Source organism: Polyangium sp. 6x1 (genome assembly GCF_029946515.1).
Taxonomy (GTDB): domain Bacteria; phylum Myxococcota_A; class Polyangia; order Polyangiales; family Polyangiaceae; genus Polyangium.
Map to the genome: position 1 here is coordinate 114807 of NZ_JARZHH010000026.1, position 26443 is coordinate 141249.

The 26443-nt window shown below is 69.5% G+C and carries 23 protein-coding genes; 8 read left to right on the forward strand and 15 right to left on the reverse strand.

Annotated elements, in window-relative coordinates:
• The first annotated feature begins 34 nt into the window (after positions 1-34).
• Positions 35-589: a hypothetical protein gene (locus QHF85_RS24190; RefSeq protein ID WP_281329655.1), complete on the forward strand. Its 555-nt coding sequence runs from the start codon at positions 35-37 to the stop codon at positions 587-589.
• A 61-nt stretch (positions 590-650) separates the two neighbouring features.
• On the forward strand, positions 651-1697 hold the full coding sequence (locus tag QHF85_RS24195) for an arginase family protein (RefSeq protein ID WP_281329656.1): 1047 nt from the start codon (positions 651-653) through the stop codon (positions 1695-1697).
• 211 nt (positions 1698-1908) lie between these two features.
• On the opposite strand, the gene QHF85_RS24200 is transcribed toward QHF85_RS24195, so the two are convergent.
• The 4 genes from QHF85_RS24200 to QHF85_RS24215 are packed head-to-tail and all read right to left on the reverse strand — an operon-like array spanning position 1909 to position 4738.
• Positions 1909-2655: a hypothetical protein gene (locus tag QHF85_RS24200; RefSeq protein ID WP_281329657.1), complete on the reverse strand. Its 747-nt coding sequence runs from the start codon at positions 2653-2655 to the stop codon at positions 1909-1911.
• Positions 2656-2710: 55 nt separating this feature from the next.
• Positions 2711-3895: an iron-containing alcohol dehydrogenase gene (locus tag QHF85_RS24205; RefSeq protein ID WP_281329658.1), complete on the reverse strand. Its 1185-nt coding sequence runs from the start codon at positions 3893-3895 to the stop codon at positions 2711-2713.
• A gap of 18 nt (positions 3896-3913) precedes the next feature.
• Entirely contained in the window at positions 3914-4216 is a 303-nt protein-coding gene (locus QHF85_RS24210) for an antibiotic biosynthesis monooxygenase (RefSeq protein WP_281329659.1), read from the reverse strand.
• A 12-nt stretch (positions 4217-4228) separates the two neighbouring features.
• Complete coding sequence (locus QHF85_RS24215; protein WP_281329660.1) at positions 4229-4738, reverse strand: hypothetical protein; 510 nt, start codon at positions 4736-4738, stop codon at positions 4229-4231.
• A 337-nt stretch (positions 4739-5075) separates the two neighbouring features.
• Here QHF85_RS24215 and QHF85_RS24220 point away from each other — a divergent pair, with 337 nt between their 5' ends.
• The 3 genes from QHF85_RS24220 to QHF85_RS24230 all read left to right on the forward strand — a co-directional run bounded on the left by QHF85_RS24220 (position 5076) and on the right by QHF85_RS24230 (position 9226).
• On the forward strand, positions 5076-6545 hold the full coding sequence (locus QHF85_RS24220; RefSeq protein ID WP_281329661.1) for a serine/threonine-protein kinase: 1470 nt from the start codon (positions 5076-5078) through the stop codon (positions 6543-6545).
• A gap of 58 nt (positions 6546-6603) precedes the next feature.
• Entirely contained in the window at positions 6604-7611 is a 1008-nt protein-coding gene (locus QHF85_RS24225) for a hypothetical protein (protein ID WP_281329662.1), read from the forward strand.
• Between the two features lie 79 nt (positions 7612-7690).
• Positions 7691-9226 (forward strand): hypothetical protein, encoded by a 1536-nt coding sequence (locus QHF85_RS24230; RefSeq protein WP_281329663.1) that lies wholly within the window; start codon positions 7691-7693, stop codon positions 9224-9226.
• A 58-nt stretch (positions 9227-9284) separates the two neighbouring features.
• Here the strand turns inward: QHF85_RS24230 and QHF85_RS24235 are convergent, their stop codons facing one another.
• The 3 genes from QHF85_RS24235 to QHF85_RS24245 form a co-directional block, all read right to left on the reverse strand.
• Positions 9285-10829: a hypothetical protein gene (locus QHF85_RS24235; protein ID WP_281329664.1), complete on the reverse strand. Its 1545-nt coding sequence runs from the start codon at positions 10827-10829 to the stop codon at positions 9285-9287.
• Positions 10830-10896: 67 nt separating this feature from the next.
• Complete coding sequence (locus QHF85_RS24240; protein ID WP_281329665.1) at positions 10897-11856, reverse strand: PEGA domain-containing protein; 960 nt, start codon at positions 11854-11856, stop codon at positions 10897-10899.
• 21 nt (positions 11857-11877) lie between these two features.
• Complete coding sequence (locus tag QHF85_RS24245; protein ID WP_281329666.1) at positions 11878-12750, reverse strand: hypothetical protein; 873 nt, start codon at positions 12748-12750, stop codon at positions 11878-11880.
• Positions 12751-12992: 242 nt separating this feature from the next.
• Here QHF85_RS24245 and QHF85_RS24250 point away from each other — a divergent pair, with 242 nt between their 5' ends.
• Both QHF85_RS24250 and QHF85_RS24255 read left to right on the forward strand, forming a co-directional pair.
• Positions 12993-15545: a DEAD/DEAH box helicase gene (locus tag QHF85_RS24250; protein ID WP_281329667.1), complete on the forward strand. Its 2553-nt coding sequence runs from the start codon at positions 12993-12995 to the stop codon at positions 15543-15545.
• Position 15546: 1 nt separating this feature from the next.
• Entirely contained in the window at positions 15547-16965 is a 1419-nt protein-coding gene (locus QHF85_RS24255; RefSeq protein WP_348652758.1) for a phosphoenolpyruvate kinase, read from the forward strand.
• Between the two features lie 50 nt (positions 16966-17015).
• Here QHF85_RS24255 and uraH read toward each other — a convergent pair whose 3' ends face one another.
• From uraH to QHF85_RS24290, 7 genes are read right to left on the reverse strand one after another with little or no spacing between them, the layout of a single operon-like run.
• Positions 17016-17366 (reverse strand): hydroxyisourate hydrolase, encoded by a 351-nt coding sequence (gene uraH / locus QHF85_RS24260; RefSeq protein ID WP_281329669.1) that lies wholly within the window; start codon positions 17364-17366, stop codon positions 17016-17018.
• Positions 17363-17863: a 2-oxo-4-hydroxy-4-carboxy-5-ureidoimidazoline decarboxylase gene (gene uraD / locus QHF85_RS24265; protein WP_281329670.1), complete on the reverse strand. Its 501-nt coding sequence runs from the start codon at positions 17861-17863 to the stop codon at positions 17363-17365. The genes uraH and uraD overlap by 4 nt, the downstream gene beginning before the upstream one ends.
• A gap of 10 nt (positions 17864-17873) precedes the next feature.
• Positions 17874-18869 carry an allantoicase gene (gene alc / locus QHF85_RS24270; protein WP_281329671.1) on the reverse strand — a complete coding sequence of 332 codons (996 nt, stop codon included), beginning with the start codon at positions 18867-18869 and terminating at the stop codon, positions 17874-17876.
• A gap of 13 nt (positions 18870-18882) precedes the next feature.
• Positions 18883-20247, reverse strand: coding sequence for an allantoinase AllB (gene allB / locus QHF85_RS24275; protein WP_281329672.1), 1365 nt, complete (start codon positions 20245-20247; stop codon positions 18883-18885).
• Positions 20247-20795 carry a YkvA family protein gene (locus tag QHF85_RS24280; RefSeq protein WP_281329673.1) on the reverse strand — a complete coding sequence of 183 codons (549 nt, stop codon included), beginning with the start codon at positions 20793-20795 and terminating at the stop codon, positions 20247-20249. The genes allB and QHF85_RS24280 overlap by 1 nt, the downstream gene beginning before the upstream one ends.
• 22 nt (positions 20796-20817) lie before the next feature.
• Positions 20818-21891, reverse strand: a complete 1074-nt coding sequence (locus QHF85_RS24285; protein ID WP_281329674.1) for a membrane dipeptidase — start codon at positions 21889-21891, stop codon at positions 20818-20820.
• A 1-nt stretch (position 21892) separates the two neighbouring features.
• On the reverse strand, positions 21893-23206 hold the full coding sequence (locus QHF85_RS24290) for a serine/threonine-protein kinase (protein WP_281329675.1): 1314 nt from the start codon (positions 23204-23206) through the stop codon (positions 21893-21895).
• 110 nt (positions 23207-23316) lie between these two features.
• Here QHF85_RS24290 and QHF85_RS24295 point away from each other — a divergent pair, with 110 nt between their 5' ends.
• Positions 23317-24060, forward strand: a complete 744-nt coding sequence (locus QHF85_RS24295) for a hypothetical protein (protein WP_281329676.1) — start codon at positions 23317-23319, stop codon at positions 24058-24060.
• Positions 24061-24062: 2 nt separating this feature from the next.
• On the opposite strand, the gene QHF85_RS24300 is transcribed toward QHF85_RS24295, so the two are convergent.
• Positions 24063-26443: lytic transglycosylase domain-containing protein (locus QHF85_RS24300; protein ID WP_281329677.1), on the reverse strand; the 2381-nt coding region annotated here is incomplete at its 5' end.

Sequence of the window (26443 nt, forward strand, 5' to 3'; positions counted from 1 at the left end):
TGGTCGAGGGCGCCCAAAGAGAGGAAAACGCGCAGTGGAACCGGGGAAAACGAAGCGCAAGAAACAGAGCGAGGCAACGATCCAGATTCGCCTGCGCAAGCCCTACCGGCAGCTCGTCCTCGGTTTGGTCCTCTTCGGCGCCTGCGCCGCATTTTTCTTCTATCGTTCGATGACCAACGATCGGGGCCTCATCCTGAACGGCGTCATCCACTTCGGCCCCGACGGGGCGGACGTATTTTACGCGGTGATGGGCTTGCTCTGCGCGCTCATGGGCGGCGCCGCCCTGTTCAGCATTCACAGTTTTTCGAAGGTCGAACCGTTCGAGCTCGTCCTCGGCGCCAGATCCCTGTCGTTGCCCGTGCGGCGTACCATGGGGACCCAGATGACCACGGTGTCCATTCGCGACATCGTTTCGGTTGGGATGTACCCACACGACGCGCCGAAATCGATCGTCGTGCAGGCCTCTGGGGAGTCCTACTGGATCCAGGGGAACTGGCTGCCAGAAGGGTGGACCGTGCAGGACCTCAACAGGGAGCTCGTGAAGCGGCTCCGGCGGCAAGAGGAAGAGCCCGCGGCCGGCGCCGAATGAGGTCGGCGCCCGAGCGTCGCGGAGTCGCCGAGGTTCGGCGCGCGTGCTAGAGGCTGCCGTCATGACCGTCTCGTTCGATCCCAACGCGCCCGCGGCCGAGGACTCCGGCATTTATGGATTGCCTTTCACGGAGGACGACGCGGCCGTCGTGCTCGTGCCCGTCCCCTGGGAAGTGACGACCTCGTACGGCGGCGGTACGTCGGGCGGCCCCGCAGCAATCCTCGCGGCGAGCCGGCAGGTGGACCTCTACGACCTCGACGTGGAAAAACCGTACGCCCCCGGCATTTTCATGCAGGACGAGGCCGAAGAGATCGCCCGCTGGAACGAGGAAGGGCGGGCACTCGCGCAGAAGATCATCGAAGTGGGCGGGGTCGTCGAGACAGACGAGCTCCGCGCAGCCCTCGCGCGGGTGAACGAGCTCGGCGCAAAGCTCAACGCGCGCGTCGAGGCCGAGACGGAGCGGCTCGTCGCAAAGGGAAAGATCGTGGGAATCGTGGGCGGCGACCACGCAGTGCCGCTCGGCGCGATCGAAGCGCTCGCGCGTCGGCATCCGGGGCTCGGCATCCTGCATTTCGATGCGCATTCGGACACGCGCCGCGCATACGAGGGTTTTACCTTCTCGCACGCATCGATCATGTACAACGTGCTGTCGCGCGCAGCGGGCGTCGGAAAACTCGTGCAGGTCGGGATCCGCGACGTGTGCGAGGAGGAAATGGACTACGTCGCCTCGCAAGGCGAGCGCGCCCGGGTGTTCTTCGATCGCGACCTCGCGCGCCGCAAGATCGGAGGCGAGACGTTCGCCACAATCACGCGAGAGATCGTGGACGCGCTGCCCCGCGAGGTGTGGGTCTCGTTCGACGTCGACGGGCTCGATCCGCGTTATTGCCCGCACACGGGCACGCCGGTGCCCGGCGGGCTCGATTTCCACGAGGCGGTCTACGTGATCGGCGAGGTGGCGCGGTCCGGACGCACAATCGTGGGATTCGACCTCAACGAGGTCGCCCCGGGGCCCGACGGCGACGAGTGGGACGCAAACGTGGGGGCGCGGCTGCTCTACAAGCTGATCGGATTGACGCTCGCGAGTCAGGGCAAGGCGAAGCTGCGCTGACAGGCCGGTGGAACTGCCTTGCCGGTGAAACCGCCAGCGCTGCCGTTTTGATTGGCAGGATCGCTCGCGGTCTTGACCCGGCTGTTCGATGAACTGCGCATTGCGCAGTTCATCGACCCTCAGTCCAGCGCGGGCGCTGGTCCAGGTCCAGGAGCGGACAGCTCCTGGTGGGGCCTGGGGCAAAGCCCCAGCGCTACGCTGTGAAATACCCTCAGGGAACCTTGGAGGGCTTGGGCACGGTCGTCCCGGACCGCACGGCGTCCACGACGAGGTCGTTCAGCGCCTTATCGGCCTTCTCGCATTTTGCGGAGACTGCGCCCATCGTCGCGCCCTTGCATTCCTTTTTGCGCTCGATGGCGACCTTGCCGAGGGCTTCGTGTTGCTTGAGCGCCTCTTGGGTCGCGTCTTCGAGGATGCGCCACGGGATGATGGCGTGCTTGGGCTTCGGCGGGGCCTGGAAGCGGACCTCTTCGGTCGACAGGGTCGCGCAGGTGCCGTCCCAGCGGAGCACGTCCACGCTGCCGGTCGCGCCGCTCACCTGCATGCCGCCCGTGTCTGCCTTCATCTGGCTGAGCACGAGCAGCTCTTCGTCGAACGTGAGCTTCTCTTCTGCGCTCGGGCCGCCGAGCCCGTTGAACGGCGCGACCTCCTTCACGGAGACGTACGCGCGGCGCCACGGCGAGCTCTTCTGGAAGAGATACAGCGCGAGCTCCGGATAGACGCCGTTGCAGAGGCGCTTGACGAAGCCCTTTGGCATGACGCATGCGGCCTTGTCGTCGCCCACGCAGGCCTCGGGGATCGATTTGCTGTCTTCCTCGGCCTTGGGCGCATCGGCCGTCTCGGTCTTGGTCTCCGCGGCGGCTTCCGCCTGCGTGTCGGGCTTCGGCTCCTCGGCCTTCGGGGCGCTCGATCCACAACCGGCGAGGACGAGCAGGATCAGGGCCATCGAATGTCGCATGGCCGAACCCTACCAAAGACACGTGGCTGCCGGGAAGCCCGATGAGCGGGCGCGCTCAGCCGAGGGGCGCGCCGAGGGAGCGCGCGAGGATTCCTTCGAGCTCGGCGTCCGTCAGCTCGATCGGATTCGAACGCATGCTGCCCGCGCGCGAGCCTGCGATGATCGAGGCGAGGTCCGTCTCGGAGACCCCATACGATCGGAGCGACGGGACGTCGAGTTTGTCGCGTAAACCTTGAAAGGCGTCGGCGGCGCGCTCGGGGCTGCGATCGGGCGCGTCTGGGGGTAAAAGGAGGTCGGCGACCTCGTGTGCGCGGGCGAGGGCCGGGTGCCCGGGCGCGCGGGCGCGCAAGGCGGCGACGTTCGTGGCGAAGGTGGCGGGCAAGAGGCAACCGCAGCCGGCGCCGTGCGGGACGCCGCAAAGGCCGCCGAGTGGCGCGACGAGGCCGTGCACGGCGCCGAGGCCTGCATTGGCGAGCGCAATGCCGCCCCAGAGCGCCGCGAGTGCCATGGCCTCGTGCGACTCGTCCGTGGCGCGATCTTCGGCGAGCGCGACGAGCGCGCGATAGGCGAGCGTGATGCCGGGGACGACGAGGACGTCGGTCATCGGCTGCGCGCCCTTCGAGAGGTACGCTTCGACGAGGTGCGTGAGCGCGTCGAGGCCGGAGGAGGCTGCGACGCTCTTCGGCGCGGTGGCGATGAGGGAAGGGTCGACGAGGGCGACCCGCGGGACCATGAGATCGCTGCGGATGCTGCGCTTGACGCGGAGATCGGGGACGCGGAGGACGCTGTTTTTCGTGACCTCCGAGCCGCTGCCCGCGGTCGTGGGGACGGCGACGAGCGGCAAGGGCGCGTTTTCGATCGTGCGGCCGGCTCCCACGGCTTCGACGTAATCGATCGCCGAGCCCTCGTTCGTCGCGAGCGCGGCTGCCGCCTTTGCAGCGTCGATGACGCTGCCGCCGCCGATCGCGAGCACGACGTCGTGCCGACCTTCGCGGGCGATGCGCGCGCCTTCGTCCGCGATCGCGAGGTCGGGCTCGCCGTCGACGCAAAACCGCGCCATCGATACGCCGCGCGCGCGGAGCCCCTCCTCGATCGCGGCGAGCTTGCCGGAGCGCTCGAGCGAGTGTTTGCCCGAGACGAGCAGGCAACGTGTACCGAGGCGGGCGACGGCCGCCGGCGCTTCGCCGAGCGTGCCTGCGCCGAAGTGGATCTCGGGCGCCGTGCGGAACGAGAATTTCACGGGATCACGCGGCGCTTCTCAGGCCCAGGGCTCGGGGAACAAGGACGTGTATTTCTCACCCACGCGAGGGGCGGCCATCATCGGCGCGACGCGCTCTTTCCAGCGGAGGTAATGCGCCGTCTGCTGGTGCGCCTTGAAATCGGCCTCGGTCGGGTAGACCTCGTACAGGAAAAACCGCGTGGGGTCGTCCGTCGCGCGGAGGACGTCGAAGCGGACGTTGCCAGGTTCGCCGCGGGTGCCGCGCGCGTTGTCGAGCGTCGCCTCGAGGAACGCGTCGACCTGATCGGCGAGCACGGAGACCTTGACGCAGACGACGTACACGGGCGGGCTCCTTCAGCGTGGCGGTGCGACGAGCAGCGGCATGAGACCGTCGAGCTCCGCGGGCGAGAGCAAGGGGCGGAGGGCCTTGATGAGCTTCTCGGCGACGACGGGATCGTCGACGCTCGACGAATCGAAGCTGCGGAGGTTGACGCCCGTCACGAGGATCAGGCGCGAGATGAAGAACGATCCGTGCTTCTGATCGAGCAGGCGCACGGCCTGGTAGATGCCACCCTTCGTGCGACGAACGCCCGAGCTCGGTTGCCCTGACGCGGGGGTGCCCGACGAGGAAGGCCCGCTGGTCGGCACGGTGCCCGACGAAGGAGGGAGGCGGCTCGACGGGACGCTCGGCGGCGGGAGCCTCTCGCCCCGCACCGAGATGGGCACGGTGTCGAAGCCCCGCGCGATCACACCGGAGAACGACGTGGACGTAGGCGGCTGGCTGTCCGGTCCGGTGCGCGGATCATCGACGCCCGGATCGCTCCGGCGAGGGCCACGATCCGGGGGTCTTTGTGGATTGCTCACGGCTGCAATTTTCGGACAATCCGCGAGCAAAGTCCATGAGGAAGCGAAGGGGCGTGTGTGTGAGGGGGGGCACGCATCATGTCTGATGACGTCCGGGCCGCAGACGGCAGGGTGGGGGCGGGGACAAACAGGGGGGAGGACAAACCCTCTTCGGCGGATGTTCCAGACGGGCCGGAACGTCGCTCGATGTCAACTGAAATGGCAATGTCCGTGCGAACGAGCGTGGGGAAATCGAGCCTCGCCGGAACCCGTCGAATGCCAGCAGCTTTCGAAGGCGCGAGGAGGTGCGCTTCGCCGCGTCTTGACTTGTCGTGCCAGTCGGCTGACATGGCCCTTCATGAGCCAGATGCCCGTCAAGCCCGGCGATCTCCTGGCGCGGAAGTATCGCGTGGAGCGCGTGCTCGGCGCGGGCGCGATGGGCGTCGTCGTGGCCGCGAGGCACGTGGAGCTCGGGCAGCTCGTCGCGGTGAAGTCTCTCCTCACGGGCCGCGTCGTGATGGCCGAGCAACGCGAGCGTTTCCTCCGCGAGGCGCGCGCCGCCGTGCTCCTGAAGAGCCACCACGTCGCGCGCGTGCTCGACGTCGGAGCCGACGACGACGACGCGCCGTACATCGTGATGGAGTACCTCGACGGGCAGGACCTCGCAGCGACGCTGAAGGCGCGCAGGCAACTGCCGTTCGAGGAGGCGGTCGAGTTCGTCCTGCAGGCGTGCGAGGCCGTCGGCGAGGCGCACGCGGCGGGGATCGTGCACCGGGATCTCAAGCCGGCGAACCTGTTCCTGACGCAAGACGTGAGCGGCGCGCCGTGCGTGAAGGTGCTGGACTTCGGAATCTCGAAGCTCGCCTCCTCCGACGTGGCGCTGACGCACGAGTCGCAGATGCTCGGGTCGCCGCTCTACATGTCGCCGGAGCAGATGAACACGCCGAAGAGCGTGGACGCGCGGAGCGACGTGTGGGCGCTCGGGATCATCCTGTACCAGCTTGTCGCGGGGAGGACGCCGTTCCACGGAGAGACGATCCAGGCGGTGTGCGGGCTCGTTCTCGCGGGGCAACCGACGCCGCTGCGCCAGTATCGGCCCGACGCGCCGCCGGGGTTCGAGGCCGTGATCCTGCGGTGCCTCGCGCGAAACCGGGAGGAGCGGTTTCGCGATGTGGCGGAGCTGGCTGCGGCGCTCGCGCCGTACGCCCCGGCGCATGCGCGGGTGTACGTGGAGCGAGTCGCGCGCGTGGTTCGAGGGAAAAACGTGCGGATGGGATCGATGCCCGAGGCCCCTCCCACGTTCACGGAGCAAACCGCGGCGCGAGCGATCACGTCGGTGACGTCGGGCCCGGCAGCGACGGAGAAGCTCGCGGTGGTGGTCGGGCCGGGCGCGGGCTCGTCCGCGTCCTCGCGCACGAGAGGCGCGCACCCGATGCGCATCGCGGCGCTCGGTGTGGCCCTGGCGATCGTAGGGGGCGCGGTGGGGGTCGCTGTGGTGTCGTTTTCGGGCGCAGGCGCAGGCGAGAAGAGCGGGGCGGCAGGGCAGGAGTCTGTCTCTGCGCGAAGTGAGCCGTCGACGAAGGCGGCGGCGCCGTCGAGTGAGGCAAGCGCGGCGGTTCCGATCGTCGCGCCGATGGGGAATGCGGCGCCCGTGGAAGCGAGCTCGCGCGCGGCAGCGACGACGAGCGTGGCTCCGTCGTCGTCGACGCTTGCGCCTTCGGTGCCGGCATCGTCGGTGGTCAAACCATCTTCGACGAGCAAGGCAACGGGGACGAGCACGGGAAGCCCTCGGCCCACGAAGAAGAACGACGATCTCTACGCCCCTTGACGGCGCATGCTGACGGGTGGGGCTCGCCTTGGTAAGGTGCTCCGCCGAGGTTCATTGCATGGGCGTCAAGCTGTCTGCGCTCGGGGTCGGTGTTGCCATGGGCCTGTGCGGGGCGCACGCGAACGCAGGGCCCGCGGAGGATCGCGCCGCGGCAGATTCGTTGTTCCAGGAGGGGCGCGAGCTGCTCAAAGGGGGACGAGCCGCCGAGGCGTGCCCGAAGCTCGCGGCGAGCCAGAAGCTGGATCCGCGGCCGGGGAGGCTGCTCGCGCTCGGCGATTGCTACGAGACGAACGGCGAGACGGCGAGCGCATGGGCGACCTTCCGTGAGGCGGAGTCGACGGCGCGCGCGGCGAAGGACGAGCGCCGGATGGAGGAAGCGTCGCGGCGGGCACGAGAGCTCGAGCCGAAGCTAGCGAAACTGGTGGTGGAGGTGGCGCCGGAGGCGAGAGTCGCGGGGCTCGTGGTGAAACGGAACGGGAAGTCGGTGGAGGCAGAGGTATGGGGGGCAGCCGTGCCGGTGGACCCGGGGGAGCAGGCAATCGAGGCAACGGCGCCGGGGAAGAAGGGGTGGGCGGAGAAGGTCGTGGTGGAGGGGAAGGCAGGCGTGACGACGGTGCGGGTGCCGGCGCTCGTGGACGAGGTGAACGTGGAGCGAGCGGCGCCGGCGAAGGAGGAGGGCGCGGGGAAGAGTTGGGCGATCCTTGCGGTGGGCGGCGGTCTTTCCTTGGCGGGGATCGGGACGGGGATTGGGCTTTGGGTGGCGGCGAGTGGCGCGAGCAGCGATGCAGAGGCGCTCGACAACGCCATGCCGGACATGGCATGCGACCCCGGGCACCCGGACCACGCCGCGAACAAGGCCAACTGCGCGACGTTGCTCAGCACCCTGCAACGCAAAGACACGTTCACGAACGTCGGCACGGGCGCCCTCGTCGTGGGCGGCGTTCTCGCGGTGGGCACGGTGGTCTACGCGCTCTTGCCCACGAAGAAGCAAGCCACGATCGGCTTCACTGTGGTGCCGACGGTGACGCCCACCTTCGCAGGCTTCGCGGCGACCGGCCAGTTCTGAGCGACGCTCGCGGATTGCTCATCAGCAACCGCACCTCCACGTCTTGCTTTTATCACTTACGGAAAGGGGAGACATGCCCATGCGCACGCGTCACACCACCATCGCTTCCCTGGGTATCGTCATTGCAGCGGGCTTCTTGCAGATGGCGGGTTGCTCGGCCGATGCGGACGACTGCAGCCGGAGCAACATCTGCTCGGAGGAGGGCAAGCCGTTCGTTGTGGGGCCGCTGCCGGGGTGCACCGACTCGCCGAGCAGCAATCCGGATGTCATCAAGACCGAATGCGCTTTTTTTGTGGATGGCTTGAAGGGCGACGACAACGGCCCTGGCACGGAGGCCAAGGCCTACAAGACGCTCGCGGTCGCGATCGAGGCGGCGAGAAGAAGCAAGGCTCGGGTCTATGCGTGCGGTGATTACGCCGAGCGCGTCGAGGTGCCGGCCGGCGTCTCCATCTTCGGCGGGTTCGATTGTCAGGACGTCGAGTGGAGATACGACGCGAGCAGGAAGGCGAGAATCAACCCGTCGGCGCCTGCGTCCCCGGATGAAGTGCCAGCATCGCTGAAAATTGCCGGGGGTAACACCACCCAGCTCGAGGATCTCCGTATCGAGGCGGCGAATGCGACGTTACCAGGGGGTTCGGCGATCGCCGTGCTCGTCGACAGCGCGATCGTGAAGTTCGCGCGGACCGAGCTCATCGCTGGCAGTGGCGCTGCGGGAGATCAGGGGGTGACGCCGACGGATGATATTGGGCCCGCCGACCCCGACGATGCAACGATCCGTGGCAACAACGGCCAGAACGCCTGCATGGGAGGGGCCGGCGGAAATACGGGCGGCGCAGCGAAGGCCAATCCCCTCTGCGGCGAGTCCACCGGCGGGAAAGGTGGCAATGGCCAGGAGGCCTCGGGCGACGCGGGTGGAGACGGCATCCCCGCTCCGAATCCCAATCCGAGCAATAAGGGAATCGGTGGGCTCGGAGACATGGGCCAGGGCTGCGATCTCGGCGAGCCTGGCGCCAACGGCACGAGCGGTAACGACGGGGTCGGGGCCGTCGAGGAGGGCACCCTCGACGCGACCAAGGGATACATCGGCGCGAGCGGCCAGCAAGGCAAGAAGGGTACGGTCGGGCAAGGCGGCGGCGGCGGTGGCGGCTCGAAAGGAAAGACGTCCTGTTTCGGGGCCAGCGGCGGCAGCGGGGGGGCCGGTGGCTGCGGTGGAAATGGCGGGCTCGGGGGGATGCCCGGTGGATCGAGCATCGCCATCGCGAGTATCGGAGCCACGCTGTCCTTCAACGCGGTCGACATCACCACGGGAGCCGGGGGCCGAGGCGGCGACGGCGGCTTTGGGCAGGCTGGCGGGGCTGGCGGGAATGGAGGGAACGGCGGGAACGGCGCGAGTGGTCCTGCGACGCCCCTGGGTTGCAGGGGCGGGAAGGGTGGCAACGGTGGAATTGGCGGCAACGGCGGCGGCGGCCGTGGCGGTCACTCGATCGGGATTGCTTACAAGGGTGGCAACGTCTCGGATGCCGGTGTCGTCATCATAACGGGCACCCCGGGCGCGGGCGGATTGGGCGGTGGCGCCACGGAGGGCGTCAATGCCACCATGCTTGCGTTCCCGTGAGGGGAGCCACGGAGCGCGGTCAGAAGGTTAGGAGTCTCATCGGCGGCGCGAGCCTGCGTCAGGGGAAGGCCTGCACCATCGAGTTCATGCCGGCCGCGGCGTTGCCGCCGTTCCCACCAGCGCCCGGAGCGCCGTTTACGATGGTCACGCCCATTTCCGAGACGGTGCCGCCCTTGTGGGCGATGCCGATCGAATGGCCGCCGCGGCCGCCGCCGCCGGTCCCTCCGTCGCCGCCCTGCCCGCCTGCTCCACCATTGCAGGCCTTGGTGACCCCCATGCTGGCAGCTCCACCCGTCCCACCGGTCCCACCAGCGCCACCGAATTGGCCGTCTCCACCAGCTCCACCATTTCCACCCATGCTGGTGGTGATGTCCACGGCATCAAACCGCAACGTTCCGCCGATACTCACGATGCCGATACTCGACCCACCTGCGGCGCCGCCGAGTCCCCCGTTCCCAGGGCAGCCACCGGCGCCGCCGCTCCCTCCGCCTGCGCCATAACAGTTGCTTTTGCCTTTCGAACCTCCACCACCGCCGCCGCCCTGGCCTGGTGTGCCCTTGCTGCCGGCACCTCCCGATGCTCCGATGTAGCCGCGCGTGGCGTCCAAGGAGCCGTCTTCCTGCGCGCCGGAGCCGGGATTGCCAGACTTGCCATTGAGGCCGTCCTCCCCGGAGCTGCATTGGGCTGCCATGGTCTCGCCCAGCCCACCAACGCCGTAATTCATGGGATTCGGCATTGGAAGGGGCTGCCCATCGGCGCCGTTGTCCCCGCCTGCCGCTTCGCTTTGCCCATTCCCCCCTTTGCCGCCAACCAGACCTGGGCAGAACATGTTGTCTTTCGCAGCCCCGCCGTCGTTGCCCTGCGGGCCACCCATGCAGGCGATCGGTCCACTGTTCCCTTTGATGGCGGAGTCCTCAGGGTTGGCAGGACCGATGTTGTCCGCCGGCGTCGTGCCTTGCGCTCCTGCGGCTCCATTCCCGGCGATGAGATCGGTCCGAGCGAAGTCCACCGTCACGCCGTCCACGATCACGGCGATCGCGGAGCCCCCCGCGAGTGTCGCGTCCGGCGCGCGCACGACGAGGTCCTCTAGCTGGCTCGTGCCCTTCCCCGTCACGCGCAGGGAGGCCTGCACGTCATCCGGTCCCGGCGCGGCAGGCTGGATCGTGGCCCCGGGGGTCGCGTCGTAATTCCAGGCGCCGTTCGTGCATGAAAAACCGCCGAACACGGACACGCCGCCCGGCAGCTCCACGCGCTCCGCATAGGCGCCGTCCGCGCATGCATACACGCGAGCCTTCGCGCTCCTCGCCGCGTCGATCGCCTTGCCGAGCGTCTTGAATGGCTTTTCCGCGGTGCCAGCGTTCGCGTCGTCACCGTTCGCCGATACGAAGTACCCGCATTCGTTCGTGATGACATCGCGGTTGTTCTTCGGCGAATCCGTGCATCCCGGCGGAGGCCCCACGACGCTGCCGTACGGCTTCCCGTTCTCGAAGCACTCGTTGTTTTTGGAGCAGTCGTCCGGGTTCACCGCACAACCCACGACCTGCCCGAACCCAGCCGCGACCAGGAGCCCCACAAACGCCAGGGTCGTGTGAACATTGCGCATCGCAATCTCTCCTATGTTTGGAAGAAAGGGTAAGCGCCTGGGACGAGAAGGACGTCCCCCTCGGCGATCAGAATCGTCCGATCGCGGAGAGCCCCGCATACGTCGGGGCGACCGTCGGCAAGACCTGGAGGCCCATCGTCGCCGATTTCTTCGACGGCATGAGGGCATAGACGAGCGTGCCGACGCCGATCACACCGCCCACGACGAGCGCGCCAATCCCCACGTTGTGGAGTGTCTGCGAGCGCTCAAGTGTGCCGCGGAGCTCGACGCATGCCCCCGAGAACTCGGCATTCCGAGGATGCAGCGGGTTGCACGCCGCGTCGGGCATCGCGTTGTCCTGCGCGTCCGCGTCGCTCGAAAGCCCGCTGGCCGTCGCGAGGAGGCCGATGCCAGCCCCGATCCCCACGAGCGCAAGCCCGCCGCCAACCCCGATCAGGATCTTGCTCTTCCCCCCAGAGCTCCCCCCGATCTTCGGCGCCAGCACCAGGCTCACCTCCTGCGCTTGCGCCTTCTCCACATCGACCGTCTTCAGCACGTCGTCGTGCCCGGGCAGCCGCGCCTCGATCACCCGCTTGCCCGGGTCCACGAAGACCGGCTTTGCCAGCGGCGCTTGCCCCACGAACCGGCCATCCACGTAGATCTTCGCGCCGCCGATGCTCGTCCCGATCGTCACCGATCCGACTTGCTTCTTCGCTTCCTCCAGCCGCTTCTGCAGCGCCTCCCGCACCTCGGGCTTGCCGCCGGCCGGGAACTCCTCGAGCGCGTACGAGAGATGCTCGGCCGCGTCGCGGTACTGGCCCAGCGTCATCTCCACGTCGCCGAGGTTGCCCGCCAGGTCGAAGCTCTTTCGAAGATCCCACGCGGCCTGGTACGAGGCCTCCGCCTCGGCCCACTTCTGCTCGTCGAAGAGCTTGTTGCCCGTCGCGAAGAGCTCCGCCGCCCGCGCCGCGTCGTCCGCGTACGCAGGTGCGGCGCCCGCGATCAGAAGCGCGAAACTCGCCGCCGAAACCAGTGCCTTGGTTCGCATGCAAAACCCTCCCGAAGCTACCTAGAAAAGTCGCCGCGGCGCCGAGCCCGTCGAGGTCGGCGCGGCCGTCGTCGTCGGCGCGGTCTTCGTCGTCGTCGTCGTGGTCTTGCGCGGCGACGTCGTCACCGGCTTGACCCCGGTTTGCGCCGGCGCCGTGGCTGCAGGCTCCGGCGTCGGCTCTTCCGTGGGCGCGGGCTCCGCCGTCGCCGCGGGCTCGGCCGGCGTGGGCTCGGCAGGCTCTGCGGTCACGGGGGGCAGCGGGATCTTGCCGGGCGTCGCCGGCACCGTCACCGCGATCGGCGCGCTCGACGAGACGCCCGCGTCGTTGCTCCCGCTCGTGACACGGCCGCGCAAGAGATACGCCGCGCCGCCGCCGAGCAGCGCCGCGACGAGCACCACGCCGACCCAGATCCAGATGCTGCGCCCGCCTTCGTCCTCGTCTTGCGAGGCCTGCGGGGCCGCGGGGCGCGAGCCCGGCGCGGCTACCGCGGGGCCGAGCGACGCCGAGGGCAGCATCGAGCGATCGATGCCTCCGGTCGTCGTCCACGGGCTCGACGTCGGGTCCCCGATCTCGGCGCCCGGGGGCGGCGGCGGGGGACGGAGGCCGCCGGGAGGCAGCTCCATCTTCGTCGTGGGCATGTGCCGCGCGTCCATGACCTCGACCTTCATGTCGGCCGAGATCCGCACCTTCGCCATGTCCATGGTCTTCAGGCGCTGGCGTCGCTTCGGCACCTCGATCGGCGCGACGTAGGCGCGTGCTTCGCGCTCGCCGTGCGAGGTGATCACGTTCTCGCCTTCGGCCGTCGGCGCTGCGTCCGGCGCAGCCGGCGTGGCCGTGCCTGCTGCCGGTGTTCCGCTCGACGGGCCTGCTCCCTCGCGATTGTCGGCGCTCACGCGCTCCCTCCCGGGCCTTTCACGATCCAAGTGCTCCGCCGGACCATGATGCCCCGGATCGCCGCGTCAGCGCCACCTTCCGATCGTTCGTTCACGTCGCTTGCCTGGCCCTCACGCACCCTCACGGGCGTAGCTCAACCGACCCCTCGGCGCCAAGGGCGTAGCACGGGTCGCCCGCACGAAGCCTCCATCGCTCCCGTCGATGCGATCGCGGACGCAAGCCCCCGGGGCCCTTTTATGGCATGACGCTCGCCGTGCTCACGCCCCTGGCAAGCCGCCTCCCCGCCCCGGACGATGCCGATCCCACGCTCGTCTTCGACAGGTTCCTCGACTACGTCGCCGAGAAGGACCTCGAGCTCTACCCCGCCCAGGAAGAGGCCTTGCTCGAGATTGTCGGGGGCAAGAATGTGATCCTCAACACCCCGACGGGGTCGGGGAAATCGCTCGTGGCGACGGCGATGCACTTCCTTGCGATGTCGCAGGGCAAGCGGTCGTTCTACACGTGCCCGATCAAGGCGCTCGTCAGCGAGAAGTTCTTCGCGCTCTGCCGGGATTTCGGCCCGGAGAACGTCGGCATGATGACGGGGGACGCGTCGGTGAACCGCGACGCGCCGATCATCTGCTGCACGGCCGAGATCCTCGCGAACATCGCGCTGCGCGAGGGGGAGCGCGCGGACGTCGATTACGTGATCATGGACGAGTTCCATTACTACGCCGACCGTGATCGCGGCGTGGCGTGGCAGGTCCCGCTGCTGACGCTGCCGCAGGCGACGTACTTGCTCATGTCCGCGACGCTCGGGGGCGCGGACGCGTTCGCCAAGATCCTGACGAAGCTGAACGGCAAGGAGACGGCGCTCGTGCGCTCGCGCGAGCGGCCCGTCCCGCTCGACTTCGAGTACAGCGAGCGGCCGCTGCACGAGGCCGTGCAGAGCCTCGTCGAGAAGGACCGCGCGCCGATCTACATCGTCAACTTCACGCAACGCGCGGCGGCCGAGGAGGCGCAGAACCTCATGAGCCTCGACTACGCGTCGAAGGACGACAAGCGCGCGATCGCCAAGGCGCTCGAGGGCGTCCGGCTCGACAGCCCCTACGGCAAGGAGTTCCAGCGCTTCGTGCGCCACGGCATCGGGCTGCATCACGCGGGGCTCTTGCCGAAGTACCGGCTGCTCGTGGAGAAGCTCGCGCAGAAGGGGCTGCTCAAGGTGATCTGCGGGACGGACACGCTCGGCGTCGGCGTGAACATCCCGATCCGCACGGTGCTCTTCACCAAGCTCTGCAAGTACGACGGCCAGAAGACGGCGATCCTCAGCGTGCGCGACTTCCAGCAGATCGCGGGGCGCGCGGGACGAAAGGGCTTCGACGATCGAGGCACCGTGGTCGCGCAGGCGCCCGAGCACGCGATCGAGAACCTCCGGCTCGAAGCGAAGGCCGGAAACGATCCCGTGAAGAAGAAGCGCATCGTGCGCAAGAAGCCGCCGGAGAAGGGCTACGTGCACTGGGATCGCTCGACGTTCGACAGGCTCATCGCCGGCGAGCCCGAGCCGCTCGTGTCGCGCTTCTCGGTCTCGCACGGGATGCTGCTCAACGTGCTCGGGCGCGAGGGCGACGGTTGCCGCGCGATGAAGACGCTCCTCAACGACGTGCACGAGACCCCGGCGCAGCGGCGCATCCACAAGAAGACGGCGCTCCAGATGTTCAGCTCGCTCGCGCGCGGCGGCGTCATCGAGATCGTGCCGCCTCATGAGCGCGACGAGACGGACCGGAAGGTGCGGATCAACGCCGACCTCCAGGAGGACTTCACCATCAACCACGCGCTCGGGCTCTGGCTCGTGGAGACGGTCGAGGTGCTCGATCGGGAGAGCGAGACGTATTCGCTGCAAGTGCTCACGCTCGTGGAGAGCATCCTCGAGAACCCCGACCTCATCCTGATGAAGCAGCTCGACAAGCTGAAGCGGGAAAAGATGTTGGAGCTCAAAGCGGCCGGCATGGAGTTCGAGGACCGTGTCGCGGAGCTCGACAAGATGGAGTACCCGAAGCCGAACGCGGACTTCATCTACGAGAGCTTCAACGAGTTCGCGAAGAAGCACCCGTGGGTGGGCAAGGAGAACATCCGGCCGAAGTCGATCGCGCGCGACATGTTCGAGGGGCTCTGGGGCTTCGCCGACTACGTGAAGGAGTACGAGCTGCAGCGCAGCGAGGGGCTGCTCTTGCGGTACCTCTCCGACGTGTACAAGGCGCTCGTGCAGACCGTGCCCGATCGTGAGAAGACCGACGAGCTCGACGACCTCGAGATCTTCCTCGGCGCGATCGTGCGCCAGGTGGACAGCTCCCTCATCGAGGAGTGGGAGCGGATGAAGAACCCCGACCGCGTGATCGCGGTGGTCGAGGGCAAACCCGAGCCGAAGGAAGAGCAGTTCGACGTCACCACCGACACGCGCGCGTTCGTCGCCCTCATCAGGAACGAGCTCTTCTCGCTGGTGCGCGCGCTCGCGCGGAAGGACTACGTCGAGGCGACGGAGATCGTGGAGGCGGGCGGCGAGGACTGGACGCCGCGGCGCTTCGACGAGGCGCTCGCGCCGTTCTGGGAAGAACACGGGGAGATCCGCGTCGATCCGAAGGCGCGGAGCCCCGAGAATACGCAGATCCGGCAGTGGCCCTTCATCTGGGAGTTCTCGCAGATCCTCGTCGACGCGGAGGGCGAGAGCAGCGGCTGGGCCCTCGAAGGCGTGATCGATCTCGACAAGTCGCGCGAGGCGAACCGGCCGGTGATCTCCTTGCGCCGGATCTCGTCGTAGGATGGGCGCCGTGAAGACCTCCCTGACTTCGGAGAACCTCCCCCACGCAACGCTCGCGCGGCTCGCCCAGGCGAACCGCGACTTCGTCCAGGCCTTCCCCGGCGAGCCTTCGCGCAGGCAGCCGGTGCACACGGTCTACGGCGGCGCGCACCTCTTCAAGGCGCGCACCTGCCAGCGATCCGGCGAGGTCGCGCTCGACGTGATGCGCACGTACGCGCCCGATCCCGTGACGTTCGCCCGCGCGCTCGGCCTCTCGTTCGCGAGCGATTTGCCCGACGGTCCGGCCGCGTTCGCCGCCGCGGCGACGAGCACGTCGGCGATCCTCGCGCAGGTCGTCTACCAGCGCGTGCTCGAGAAGCTCGCGCGTGAGCCCGTGGAGGACTTCCGCATCGACTTCGAGGACGGCTACGGCGTCCGTCCCGACGCCGAGGAAGACGGGCACGCGGTCGCGGCGGCGGAGCAGGTCGCAGAGGCCGTGGCGAGCGGGACGGCGCCGCCGTTCATCGGGATCCGGATCAAGCCGCTCTCCGAGGAGCTACGCGCGCGCAGCGTGCGGACGCTCGATCTGTTCGTGACGACGCTCGTGACCCGGATGGGCGGGCGTTTGCCCGAGGGGTTCGTGGTGACGCTGCCGAAGATCACGGTGACCGAGCAGGTCGAGGCGCTCGTGGCGTTGCTCGAATCGCTCGAATCCGCGCTCGCGCTGCCGTCGAAGTCGCTCCTCTTCGAGGTGATGGTCGAGACGACGCAGTCGATCTTCCTGCCCGACGGGCGCGTCGCGCTGCCGCACCTGATGGCGCTGGCGAAGGGGCGATGCATCGGCGCGCACTTCGGCACGTACGACTACACGGCCGGCTGCAGCATCACGGCGGCGCACCAGCACATGGCGCATCCAGCGTGTGATTTCGCGAAGCACGTGATGAAGGTCTCGCTCGCAGGCACGAGCGTGATGCTCTCGGACGGCGCAACGAACGTGATGCCGATCGGCCCGCATCGCGCCGCCGAGGGAGCCGCGCTCGGGGCGGCGGAGCTCGCGGAGAACCGGGCCGTGGTGCATCGGGCGTGGCGGATCGCGCACGATCACAACCGGCACTCGCTGGTGACCGGGTTTTACCAGGGATGGGATCTCCATCCGGCGCAGCTCCCGGCGCGCTACGGCGCGGTCTACGCGTTCTTCCTGGAGGGGCTCGAAGCCGCGGGCGCGCGCCTGAAGGCGTTCCTCGACAAGGCCGCGCAGGCGACCTTGCTTGGCGACGTGTTCGACGACGCCGCGACGGGGCAGGGGCTGCTCAACTACTTCCTGCGCGCGATCGCCTGCGGAGCGCTGACGGAGGCCGAGGCCGAGCAGATGACCGGACTCGGCTCGGCGGACTTCGCGACGCGCTCGTTCGTGAAGATCCTCGCGGCGCGGAAGGGCTGAGCCTCACCCCCAACCCCTCTCCCTCGCGGGAGAGGGGAGATGGGGATGGGTCAGCTCCCGCGGTAGGTCGAGAAACCGTACGGGTTCAAAAGAAGCGGCACGTGGTGGTGCTCCTCCGGTGCGCGGAGGAGGAACGTGATCGAGACGGTCGGGTAGAACCCCGTCGTGCCCTGCGCTGCGTAGTAGGCGCCCGTGTCGAAGGTGATGCGGTACGTGCCCGGCTTCGGGCGCGGCTCGGGCGGCAGGAGGTCGCGCAGGCGGCCATCTGCGTCCGTTTTGCCGCGCCCGAGCACGACGTATTCGCAGCTGTCTTCGAGGCGCTCCAGCACGACGGGGACGCCCTCCGCGGGCTTGCCGCGGCTCGTGTCGAGGACATGCGTGGTGATGGGGCTCGTGCTCATGGCGAGAGGATCTTCTCCAGGCGAAGGCGCGTGATCTTTTCTTGTTCGCCCACGGCGACGCGGAGCTCGGTCTCCGCGTCGTTGCCGAGCCGCCCGCGCAGGATCGCGAGCAGCTCCTCGCCCGTCTTGCCCGTGGCGCAGACGAGGTAGATACGGCCGAACTTCGCCTCGTAGGCGCGGTTTCCTTCGGCGATCGCGGCGCGCACGTCGCCTCCCGATCGCGCGGCGCCGGCTTGCTCGTTCGCGGCCCACGCGGCCGTCGACTTCGCGGCTGCGTTCGGCTCGCCGATGCGGGGATGATGCGAGAACGCTTCGTCCCAGTCGGCGACGTCGAGCGCGTTCCAGTGCCGCGACGCTGCCTCGAAGAGGTGGGCGCGGCTCTGGAACGGGCGCTCTTGGAGCATGCGATCGACCCAGCGCGTGCTGCCGCAGCAGCGCGTGAGCGCGGCGCGTGCTTCGTCGCCTTCGAGGTCGTTCAGGGGGCGGCAGTCGTCCACGGCGATGTCCTCACGGGGTGATCGGCGCGCCGTAGAGCCGGAGGCGTGCGACGCCGCCGTCGGGGAAGATGCGCAGGCGCACGTGGCTCACGGGCTCGCTCGCCTGGAGCGAGAAGACGTGCCGCGTGTGCGCTTCGAGCTTCGTGCGCGGCAGGAGCTCCTTCCACGCGGCTGCTTCGAGCGCCTCGGGCGTCTCCTCGCCGCGCAGGAAACATCCTTCGAGCGCGCAGCTCTCCGGGTAGTTGCCCTTGAAGTGCGTCGTGTCGATGTCCGTGCGCACGAGCGTGCCCGCGCGGCCGAGACGGACGATCGCCCAGTCGTGGCCTGGGCCGCGACGCCTGCGGCTCTCCCAGCCGTCGCCCATGTCGCGCGAGGGGCCGGGCAAGAGGAGGTTGCGTCGATCCGAGAAGAACTCGTCGCTCGCGGCGATGACCACGCCGCCGTGCTCGACGGCCGCGAGATCGAGGACGCGGTGCTCCGAGAGGAGCAGGGCCCAGTCGGGCTTGACCTCGCCGTAGACACGGAGGCGCGCGACGCCGCCGTCGGGGTAGATCCGCAGTTTTACGTGGGACCAGGTCCCCGCGTCCGTGATCGCGAAGAGGTTCTGCGAGCCGGGTTTGACCGCCGAGGGCGGCAGGATCTCGGTCCACGCGACGTCCGAGCCGAGCAAGGCGTCGAGCGACCGGTAGCCGGGCACGTACGTCGCCTCGATGGAGACGCGCGCAGGGGCGTTCCCGAGGAAGTGGCTCGTGTCGACGTCGAAGCCCGCGATACGACCTGCGAGGCCGAGGCGCACGATGCATGCGTCCTCGCTGCCGGCGCGACGGCGCCGCGACTCCCAGCCGTCCATCCACTTGCCCTGCTCGGTGTACTTGCCCGGGATGAAGACGGCCTTGCCGGGCTTGAGCAGGTTTTCCTTGGGCGCGAAGAAATCGTCGGTCGCCCAGATCGCCGCGCCGCCGAGGCGCTCCGACGCGAGATCGACCTTCGTCTCGAAATCAGCCATGTCTCTCTCTTCCTTACGCGCCCCGCCCCAGGAGCGGGACGCCGAGGGGCTCGTCGCGGACGACGCCGCCCTCGTACACCGTTTGACCTCGAAGGATCGTCGTCTTCACCTCGCCGCGCAGCGTTCGCCCGAGGTACGGCGTCACCTTGTGGCGATGACGCAGAATCGAGGGCTCGACGACGAACGTGGCGTCCGGATCCCAGACGACGAGATCCGCGTCGAGCCCGGGCGCGATGCGGCCCTTCTTGTGCGAGAGACCCGCGAGCCGCGCAGGCGATTCGCACATCCACCGCGCGAGATCCGTGAGCGTCGCGCCGCGCCGGCTGGCCTCGGTCCAGATGAGCGACAGACCGAGCTGGAGCGAGGCGATGCCGCCCCACGCGCGCAGGAAGTCGCCTTCGTCTGGCAGTTTGAGCCGCGGCGTGCACGGCGAGTGATCCGAGACGACGAGGTCGATCGCGCCGGAAACGAGCTCGTTCCAGAGACGCTCGCGGTTCTCGCGTTCGCGGATCGGCGGCGCGCACTTGTACTCGGTGTGGCCCTCGGGGACCTCCTCGGCGGCGAGGAGCAGGTAGTGCGGGCACGTCTCGATCGAGAACGGCAAGCCCTCGGCGCGCGCGGCCCTCACGTCGTCGAGCGCGCCCGCCGCCGAGAGGTGCACGATGTGCACGGGGCCGCCGAACGTGCGGCAGAGCTCGATCATGCGGCGCACGGCGCGCTCCTCCCACGCCGGCGGGCGCGAGGCGAGGTACGTGGCGTAGCTGCGCGGATCACCCGCGGCCTCGGGCGCTTCGCCTTCGAGCTCCGCGTGCACGAGCAAGGGCACGCCGAGGCGCGCGAGGATCGGCATCGCGCGGCGCAGGTCGCCCTCTTCGGCCATCGGGAAGTCGTCGATGCCCGAGTGCACGAGGAAGGCCTTGAAGCCGAGCGCGCCGGCCTCGACGAGGGGCTCGAGATCGCGCTCGTTGCCGGGCACGACGCCGCCCCAGAAGCCGTGATCGACCCACGTGCGGCCCGCCGACGCGCGGCGCTTTTCTTCCAGCGCCGCACGCGTCGTGGTCACGGGGATCGAGTTCAGCGGCATGTCGACGACCGTCGTGATGCCGCCCGCGGCGCACGCGCGCGTGGCCGTCTCGAAGCCCTCCCACTCGGTGCGCCCCGGCTCGTTGACGTGCGCGTGCGTGTCGACGAGGCCCGGCATGATCACGGCGCCGCCCGCGTCGATCGTGCGCACGCCCTCGGGGACGGCCGAGGGATCGAGCACCGCGGCGATGCGGCCGCCGGCGATCGCGATCGCGGCCTCGCGCACGCCGTCCGGCAGGACGACACGGCGGCCCTTCAGCACGAGATCGAACACAGCGGGATCGTGATTCGTCATCAGGCAGGCAGCTTCGCCGAGAGGAAGGACTGGAGCTTGACGATGTTCTTCTCGTCGCGGGAGAAGCTCGGCGCCTGGTAGCTCTGCGCCCAGCCCGCGACCTCGTTCAGGAAGGCCGTCCGCGTGCCGTCGTCCTCGATGATCTCGTCGACCGTGCGGCCGCGCGCGGCGCCGCGGGTCAGGTCGCGGACGTACCTTTCGAGACGACCATAGTCCTTGCCGAGCAGTTCGACGATGAGCGGCTTGTCGGCCGCGAGCCGGTGGAGCGCGGGCGACTCGGCGCGCACGGACGGGTTCTCGTCGAGCGCGAGCGAGGCCGCGACGCGCAGGACGAACGCGTCGTCGAGGAAGCCGAGATCCTCGATGCCGTCGGGGATGAGGTCGAGCGACTTGAACAGGTAGTTGAGCCCCGCCGCGACGTACCGACGCGCCGAGAGGGGCGCCGACGCCGAGGAGAGCAGCTTCGCGATGTCGTCGGCGTCGGCAGCCAGCGTGCGCAGCCACTCGGGGAACGTGTTCAAGCAACGGGTCTCGAGCTCGGTGGTCATGAAAGGTCCTTTCTTCTCTCGGTCACAAGGCCTTCGGCTCGTCCTTCGTCTGCGGCGGACGCCAGCCGAGCACGCGCAGCGCGTTCAGCGAAAACAGCTTCAGGATCTCGTCGTCCTTGCGGCCGCGCTTGCCGAGCTCGCGGGCGAGCGCGGGCAGGTGGGAGGCGTCCTCCATGCCCTCGGCCGGCTTGATGTCGCCGTCGAAGTCGCTGCCGATCGCGACGTGATCGATGCCGGCGACGGCGATCATGTGCTCGGCCTGCGCGACGAGGTCCGCGAGCGTGGCCGCGCCGTCGGCCTTCACGAACGGCGAATGGAAGTTCAGCCCCGCGACGCCGCCCGTGCGGCCGATCGCGCGGAGCTGCTCGTCGGTGAGGTTCCGCGGGACGTCGCAGAGCGCGCGCGCGTTCGAGTGCGTCGCGACGATGGGCGCGCCGTGCGCCTCGGCGATGGGGACGAGATCCCGGAAGCCCGCGTCGGAGAGGTGCGAGACGTCGACGAGCGCGCCCTTGTCGTAGATGCGCGCGGCGAACTGCTTGCCGAGGTCCGTGAGGCCGTAGCTCGCGCCGCCGCCGGTCGCCGCCGAGGCGAGCTTGTTGTTCCTCGCGTGCGCGAGGCTCACGAAGCGGACGCCGCGATCGATGAACCGATCGATCGCGGTGATGTCCTCCGCGAACGCGCCCGCGCCCTCGATCGCGAGGAAGGTGCTGATGCGATCGGGCTCGGCGACGCGCGAGCCGAGGGGCAGGAAGATCGCGCTCGCCTCCACGATCGAAACGGCCGCGCGGTAGATCGCCTCGGCGTCGTCGATCTTCGGGCCGCCCTTGATCTTGTCGGAGATGTAGATCGGCAGGACGACGCCGCCGTAGCCGCCCTTTTGCAGGGCCTCGACGCGCGCTTGCCCCTCGACGAGCTTGGGCGAGCGGCCCTTGCCGTGGACCTGCCAGGGGACGTCGGCGTGCAGGTCGACGACCATGAAGCGCGGCGAAGGCTCGGCCGCGGCGGCGGATCCGCGCCCGCTCGCGAGGCTCACGACCATCGAGGCGGCGAAGGCGATCGTCGCGGCGAAGCGGGCCGTGAGCAGGAGCGGAGCCACGTCACGAGCCTCCCGCGAGGAAGCCGATCAGGATGCCGAGGAGGAAGGTGACGGCCGCGATGGCCGCGACGATCGGCACGGGCACGCCGCTCTTCTGCTGCTGCGGCAGGGGCGGCGCGGGCACGACCGCCACGTGCGGGGGCATGCGCGGGATGGGCGGGCCGTGCCGCTCCGCGCTCATCTGCGTGCCGCCCGCGGGTTGCGGCGCGTAAAGCACGGCGCCCGGCGCGGGCGCTCCCTGCGCCGCTTGACGCGGCGAGCCCGCGGGATCGGTGTCGGCGACGGCGAACGAGCCCGACACGGGCGCCATCGGCGGCGGCGTCTGGCCCGTCGGCAGGAGCGCGCCGACGGCCGGCATGACCGTCGTGGCTGCCGACGCCAGCGTCGCGGCGCTCTCTTGTTGCGGGTTCCAACCACCTGCGTTCACCACGACCTCGGGCGCCTCGGCGCGCACGAGGGCGGTGAGGACCTGGGCCATCTCGTCGGCCGTCTGGAAGCGCTTGTTCGGGTCCTTCTCCAGGGCGCGATCGAAGAACGCCGTGAAGCGCTCGAGCTGCGGCGCGTAGACCGTGATCGGGGTCGGGTGGCCGACGATGACGGCGGTGAGGCGCGTGAAGTCGTTGTCGGCCTCGAACGGCAGCTGCCCCGTGAGCATCTGGTAGAGGATCGTCGCGACGCCCCAGAGATCGCTGCGCGGATCGACGTTCTTCGCGCTCTTGATCTGCTCGGGGCTCATGTACCCGGGCGTGCCGATGAGCGCGCCGGTGCGGGTCTTGTTGCCCATGCCGCCGGCGGCATCCATCACCTTCGCGATACCGAAATCGAGGATCTTCACGACCTCGTTGCCGCCTGGATCCACGGCGACGAAGACGTTGTCCGGCTTGAGATCGCGGTGGACGACGCGCTGCGCGTGGGCGGCGGAGAGGGCGGCGAGGATCTGGCTCGTGATGCGATACGCCTCGGGGACGGGGACGATCACGCCGCCGTCGAGCTTGTCGCCGAGCGACTGGCCGCGCAGAAGCTCCATCACGAGGTAGGGCGAGCCGTCCTCGGCGACGGCCGATTCGAGGATCGGCACGACGTTCGGGTGCACGAGGTTCTTCGTGGCCGTGACTTCCTGCAGGAAGCGGTCGCGGACCTCGGGGATGCGGGTGAACTCCTCGTGGAGGAGCTTTACGGCGCGCTTGCCCTCACCTTGCACGCTCTCGGCTTCGTAGACGGCGCCCATGCCGCCTTCGCCGAGCAGGCGCACGAGCCGAAAGCGCCGGTTGAGGGTCGCGCCGACGAGCTTCTCGGCCGGGCTCGAAGTGGTCATGCGGGGCGAACCTTACCAGAACTGTCCCCGGGGCACGTCTAGAGGACACACGCGCACACGATCCCCCAGCCGCGTATGCTCGCCGCCGTCGACCCCAAAGGACGGACTCGATGCCCAACGGACATGTTCACTACGAGGCTTGCGACCAGCTCCACTGGACATTCACCGAGCAGGGATATCCGGAGTTCCGCATCGACCGGTATCACTACAGCCGGATCGTGCGCGTGCTCCACCTGCGCGGCGTCCGCGGGTACGCGCCGATCCCTCGCTGGGAGACGTTCACTCCCCCGGAGTACTGGCTCGGCAAGGCGCCGCCGCGCGCGGCGGTCGAGGACATCGCGGTCAAGTACGTCGGGGCCTTGCAGGCGCTTCTCACGTCGAACCCGAAGGACCCGCTCGACCGCGGCGTGCGCGGCGCCTCGATGGTGCTCTTCTGGTTCGAGCTCGGGTGGGCCCTTCGGATCGGCGATTACTCCCTGTACGTGCGCGCCGGCGACGAACCTCTGCGCGAGATCGTGAAGCCCGGGCCTGCGATGCCGACCGACATCGAGATGACCGACGAGATGCGCGAGCAGTGGAGCCGCATCATGGGAATGATCTCGACCGCGGTGGGTGTCGACGGCCTGCACAGCGGGATCAAGCCCGAGGAGTGCGTCCACGACCTCCGCGGCGTGACCGAGCTGCTCTGCTCGACCACGCCGCTCGACGTCGCTCCGAGCTGGCCGCGCATCGCTGCGTCGCCGGTCTTCAGCGCCGAGAGCTCCGGGCTCGTCGCGGAGGCCATGCGCGCGCACGGCCTCCAGCGCGAGACCGATCAGCTCACCCTGCGATGGAGTCGACCTGCGGGGGAGTGAGGCTACGGGGCCTTGGCTGCCAGCGCGGCCCGCGCCGCTGGGCTCGCCCAGAGCGGCGCCGCGAGCGCCTCGCCGGACTTGCCCTTGCCGTAGAGGAAGTCGTACGCGGCCATGCTCGTCATCACGCGCTTCGTGTAGAGCCGCGTCTCCTCGTACGGGATCTGCTCGACCCAGAGATCGAAGTCCTCGTTCGGGCGCTCGTCGACCCAGTCCTTCGGCTTGCCGCCGCCGGCGTTGTAGCCGGGGATCGCGAGCAGCGGGTTGTCCTGGAACTTCGCGCGGAGGACCGAGAGGTAACGGCAGCCGAGCGCGATGTTGATCTCGGGGCGCTTCAAGGACTCCGCGTCGCCCTTCAGCTTGAGGGGCTTCGCCATGCGCTGCGCCGTCGGCACGATGAGCTGCATCAGGCCGACCGCGGCCGCGCTGGAGACGACGCGCGGATCGAAGGCGCTCTCCTCGCGCATGATCGCGTACGCCAGCGACTCGGGGATGCCGCTGCGTTGCGCCTCGGCCGCGACGACGGCCACGTACGGGCGCGGGAAGGCGATCTCCCAGGCCGAGCGCCAGTTGCCGGCCGGGTAGTGGTCGGTCCAGTCCGTGAGCTCGGCGCGGCCCGCCGGGATCGTGTTCGTCGCGGTGCGCAGGATCTGGTGCGCCTCCTTCGGCGAGCCGGCGCGCGAGAAGAGCAGCGCGGCGGCCCAGAGGACCTCGGGCGGCGCCGTGCGGGCGCCGACGCCGAGGCGATCGAGCTCGATGCGTGCGAGCCTCGATTCGCCCTGCCGCGCGAGCGCGAGGGCGCGGAGGAACTCGGGCTTGCCGAACGAAGGGCTCTTCGGCGGCGGCGAGGGCGCGGTCGCGCCTTCACGCGCGAGCGCCTCGTCGAGCGCGCGATCGGCCGCGGCGCGGTCCTTGTCCGCGAGGCGCGCGTAGGCGAGCGACATGTAAAACGAGAGCGGGTAGTCGCGGATGACGCTGGCGAAGAGCTCCTTGCCTTGATCGATCGCGCCGGTTTCGAGCCGCGCACGGCCGAGGTAGTAGGGCAGGCGGCCGGCGGCGTAGTAGACGCGCTCGCGCGGGGCGCGTTCGAACGCGCGTTCGAGCGGCGCGACGGCGCCGGCCCAGTCGCGCTTTGCCATGCGCGCGAGGGCGAGCTCGAAGAGGCCGTCGAGCGTCATGTCGCCCTGCGGGTAGTCGTCGGGCATCTTCGTGAGCATCTGCGTGAAGCGCACCTCGTCGCCGAGCTCGCGCGCGGCGAGGGCGCCCTTCAAGCGCGCGTCGTCGGCGAGCCTGTGCGTCGGGAACTCTTGCTCGAGCAGGCCGTACCGCTGCAAGGCGTCGCCATGCCGGCCGTTGCGGGCCGAGGCCTTGCCGGCGTTCCAGAGCGCCTCGACGCGGCGGGGCGTGCCGGCGCAACGCTCCATCGCGGTGCCGAAGCCGTCGGCCGCCTCGGGCTTCTTCTTCAGCCGCGCGAGGGCCTCGGCGCGGACCATCCACGCGCCGCAGCCGAGGTCGCCGGGCGTGGCCGCGCGGGCGTCGGCGATGAGGCCGTCGGTCGTGCGCAGGGCCTCGCGGCTCTGGCCGGCGTCGAGCTGGCGCTTGGCCTGGGAGAGCAGGTCGTCCTGGCTCGGGGTCTCGAAGGCCTTGCGGCGCGGGAAGGGCAAGCTGCCGAGGGCGTCGGTCTCGATCGACTTCGCCTCGCCGTTCCCCGCGCCGGAGGGGCCCTCGTAGAGCACGCGCCGCGCGAGGCCGATGGCCTCCTCGGCGTGCTCCTCGGAGGGTTTTTGCAGGAGGGCGCGGGCGACCTTCAGCGAGATCTCGACCCAGCGCGGCGGGTGCCCCGACTTGCCGAGGTAGGCGCGATAATGCGGCAGCGCCGCGTCGAGGTCGCCCTTGCCGAGCAGGGCATCGGCGCGCATGAGGCCGACCTCGAAGGAGACGGGCAGATCGGTGGGGACCTTCTCGATGTGGCGGAGGGCCTCGGCGTGCTCGCCCGCGCGCACGGACAGGTCCGCGGCCTGGTAGCGTGCGTATCCTTCGAGGGGCCCTCCGATCGCGGCGGACTCGCCGTAGGCGCGCGCGGCGCCGAGCGGATCGCCTGCGAGCGCGCGGAGGCGGCCGAGCTGGTAGCGGAAGGCGTGCTCGTCGTCCTTCGATGGGCGTGGCTCGGCGGCGAGGACGGCGTCGAGCTCCTTCGCGGCCTCGACGTAGGCCTCGCGGGTGACGGCGGCCTTCACGGCGGCGAGGCGCGCGTCGTCGAGCAGGGCCGCGGCGGCGTCCGGGTCGAAGGCGACGCTCTCCTCGGGCGTGGACGCGGCGGCGGAGGCGGCGGCGGACGCGGGGGCGGCGGCGGACGCGGGGGCGGCGGAGGCGGAGGCGGCCGCGG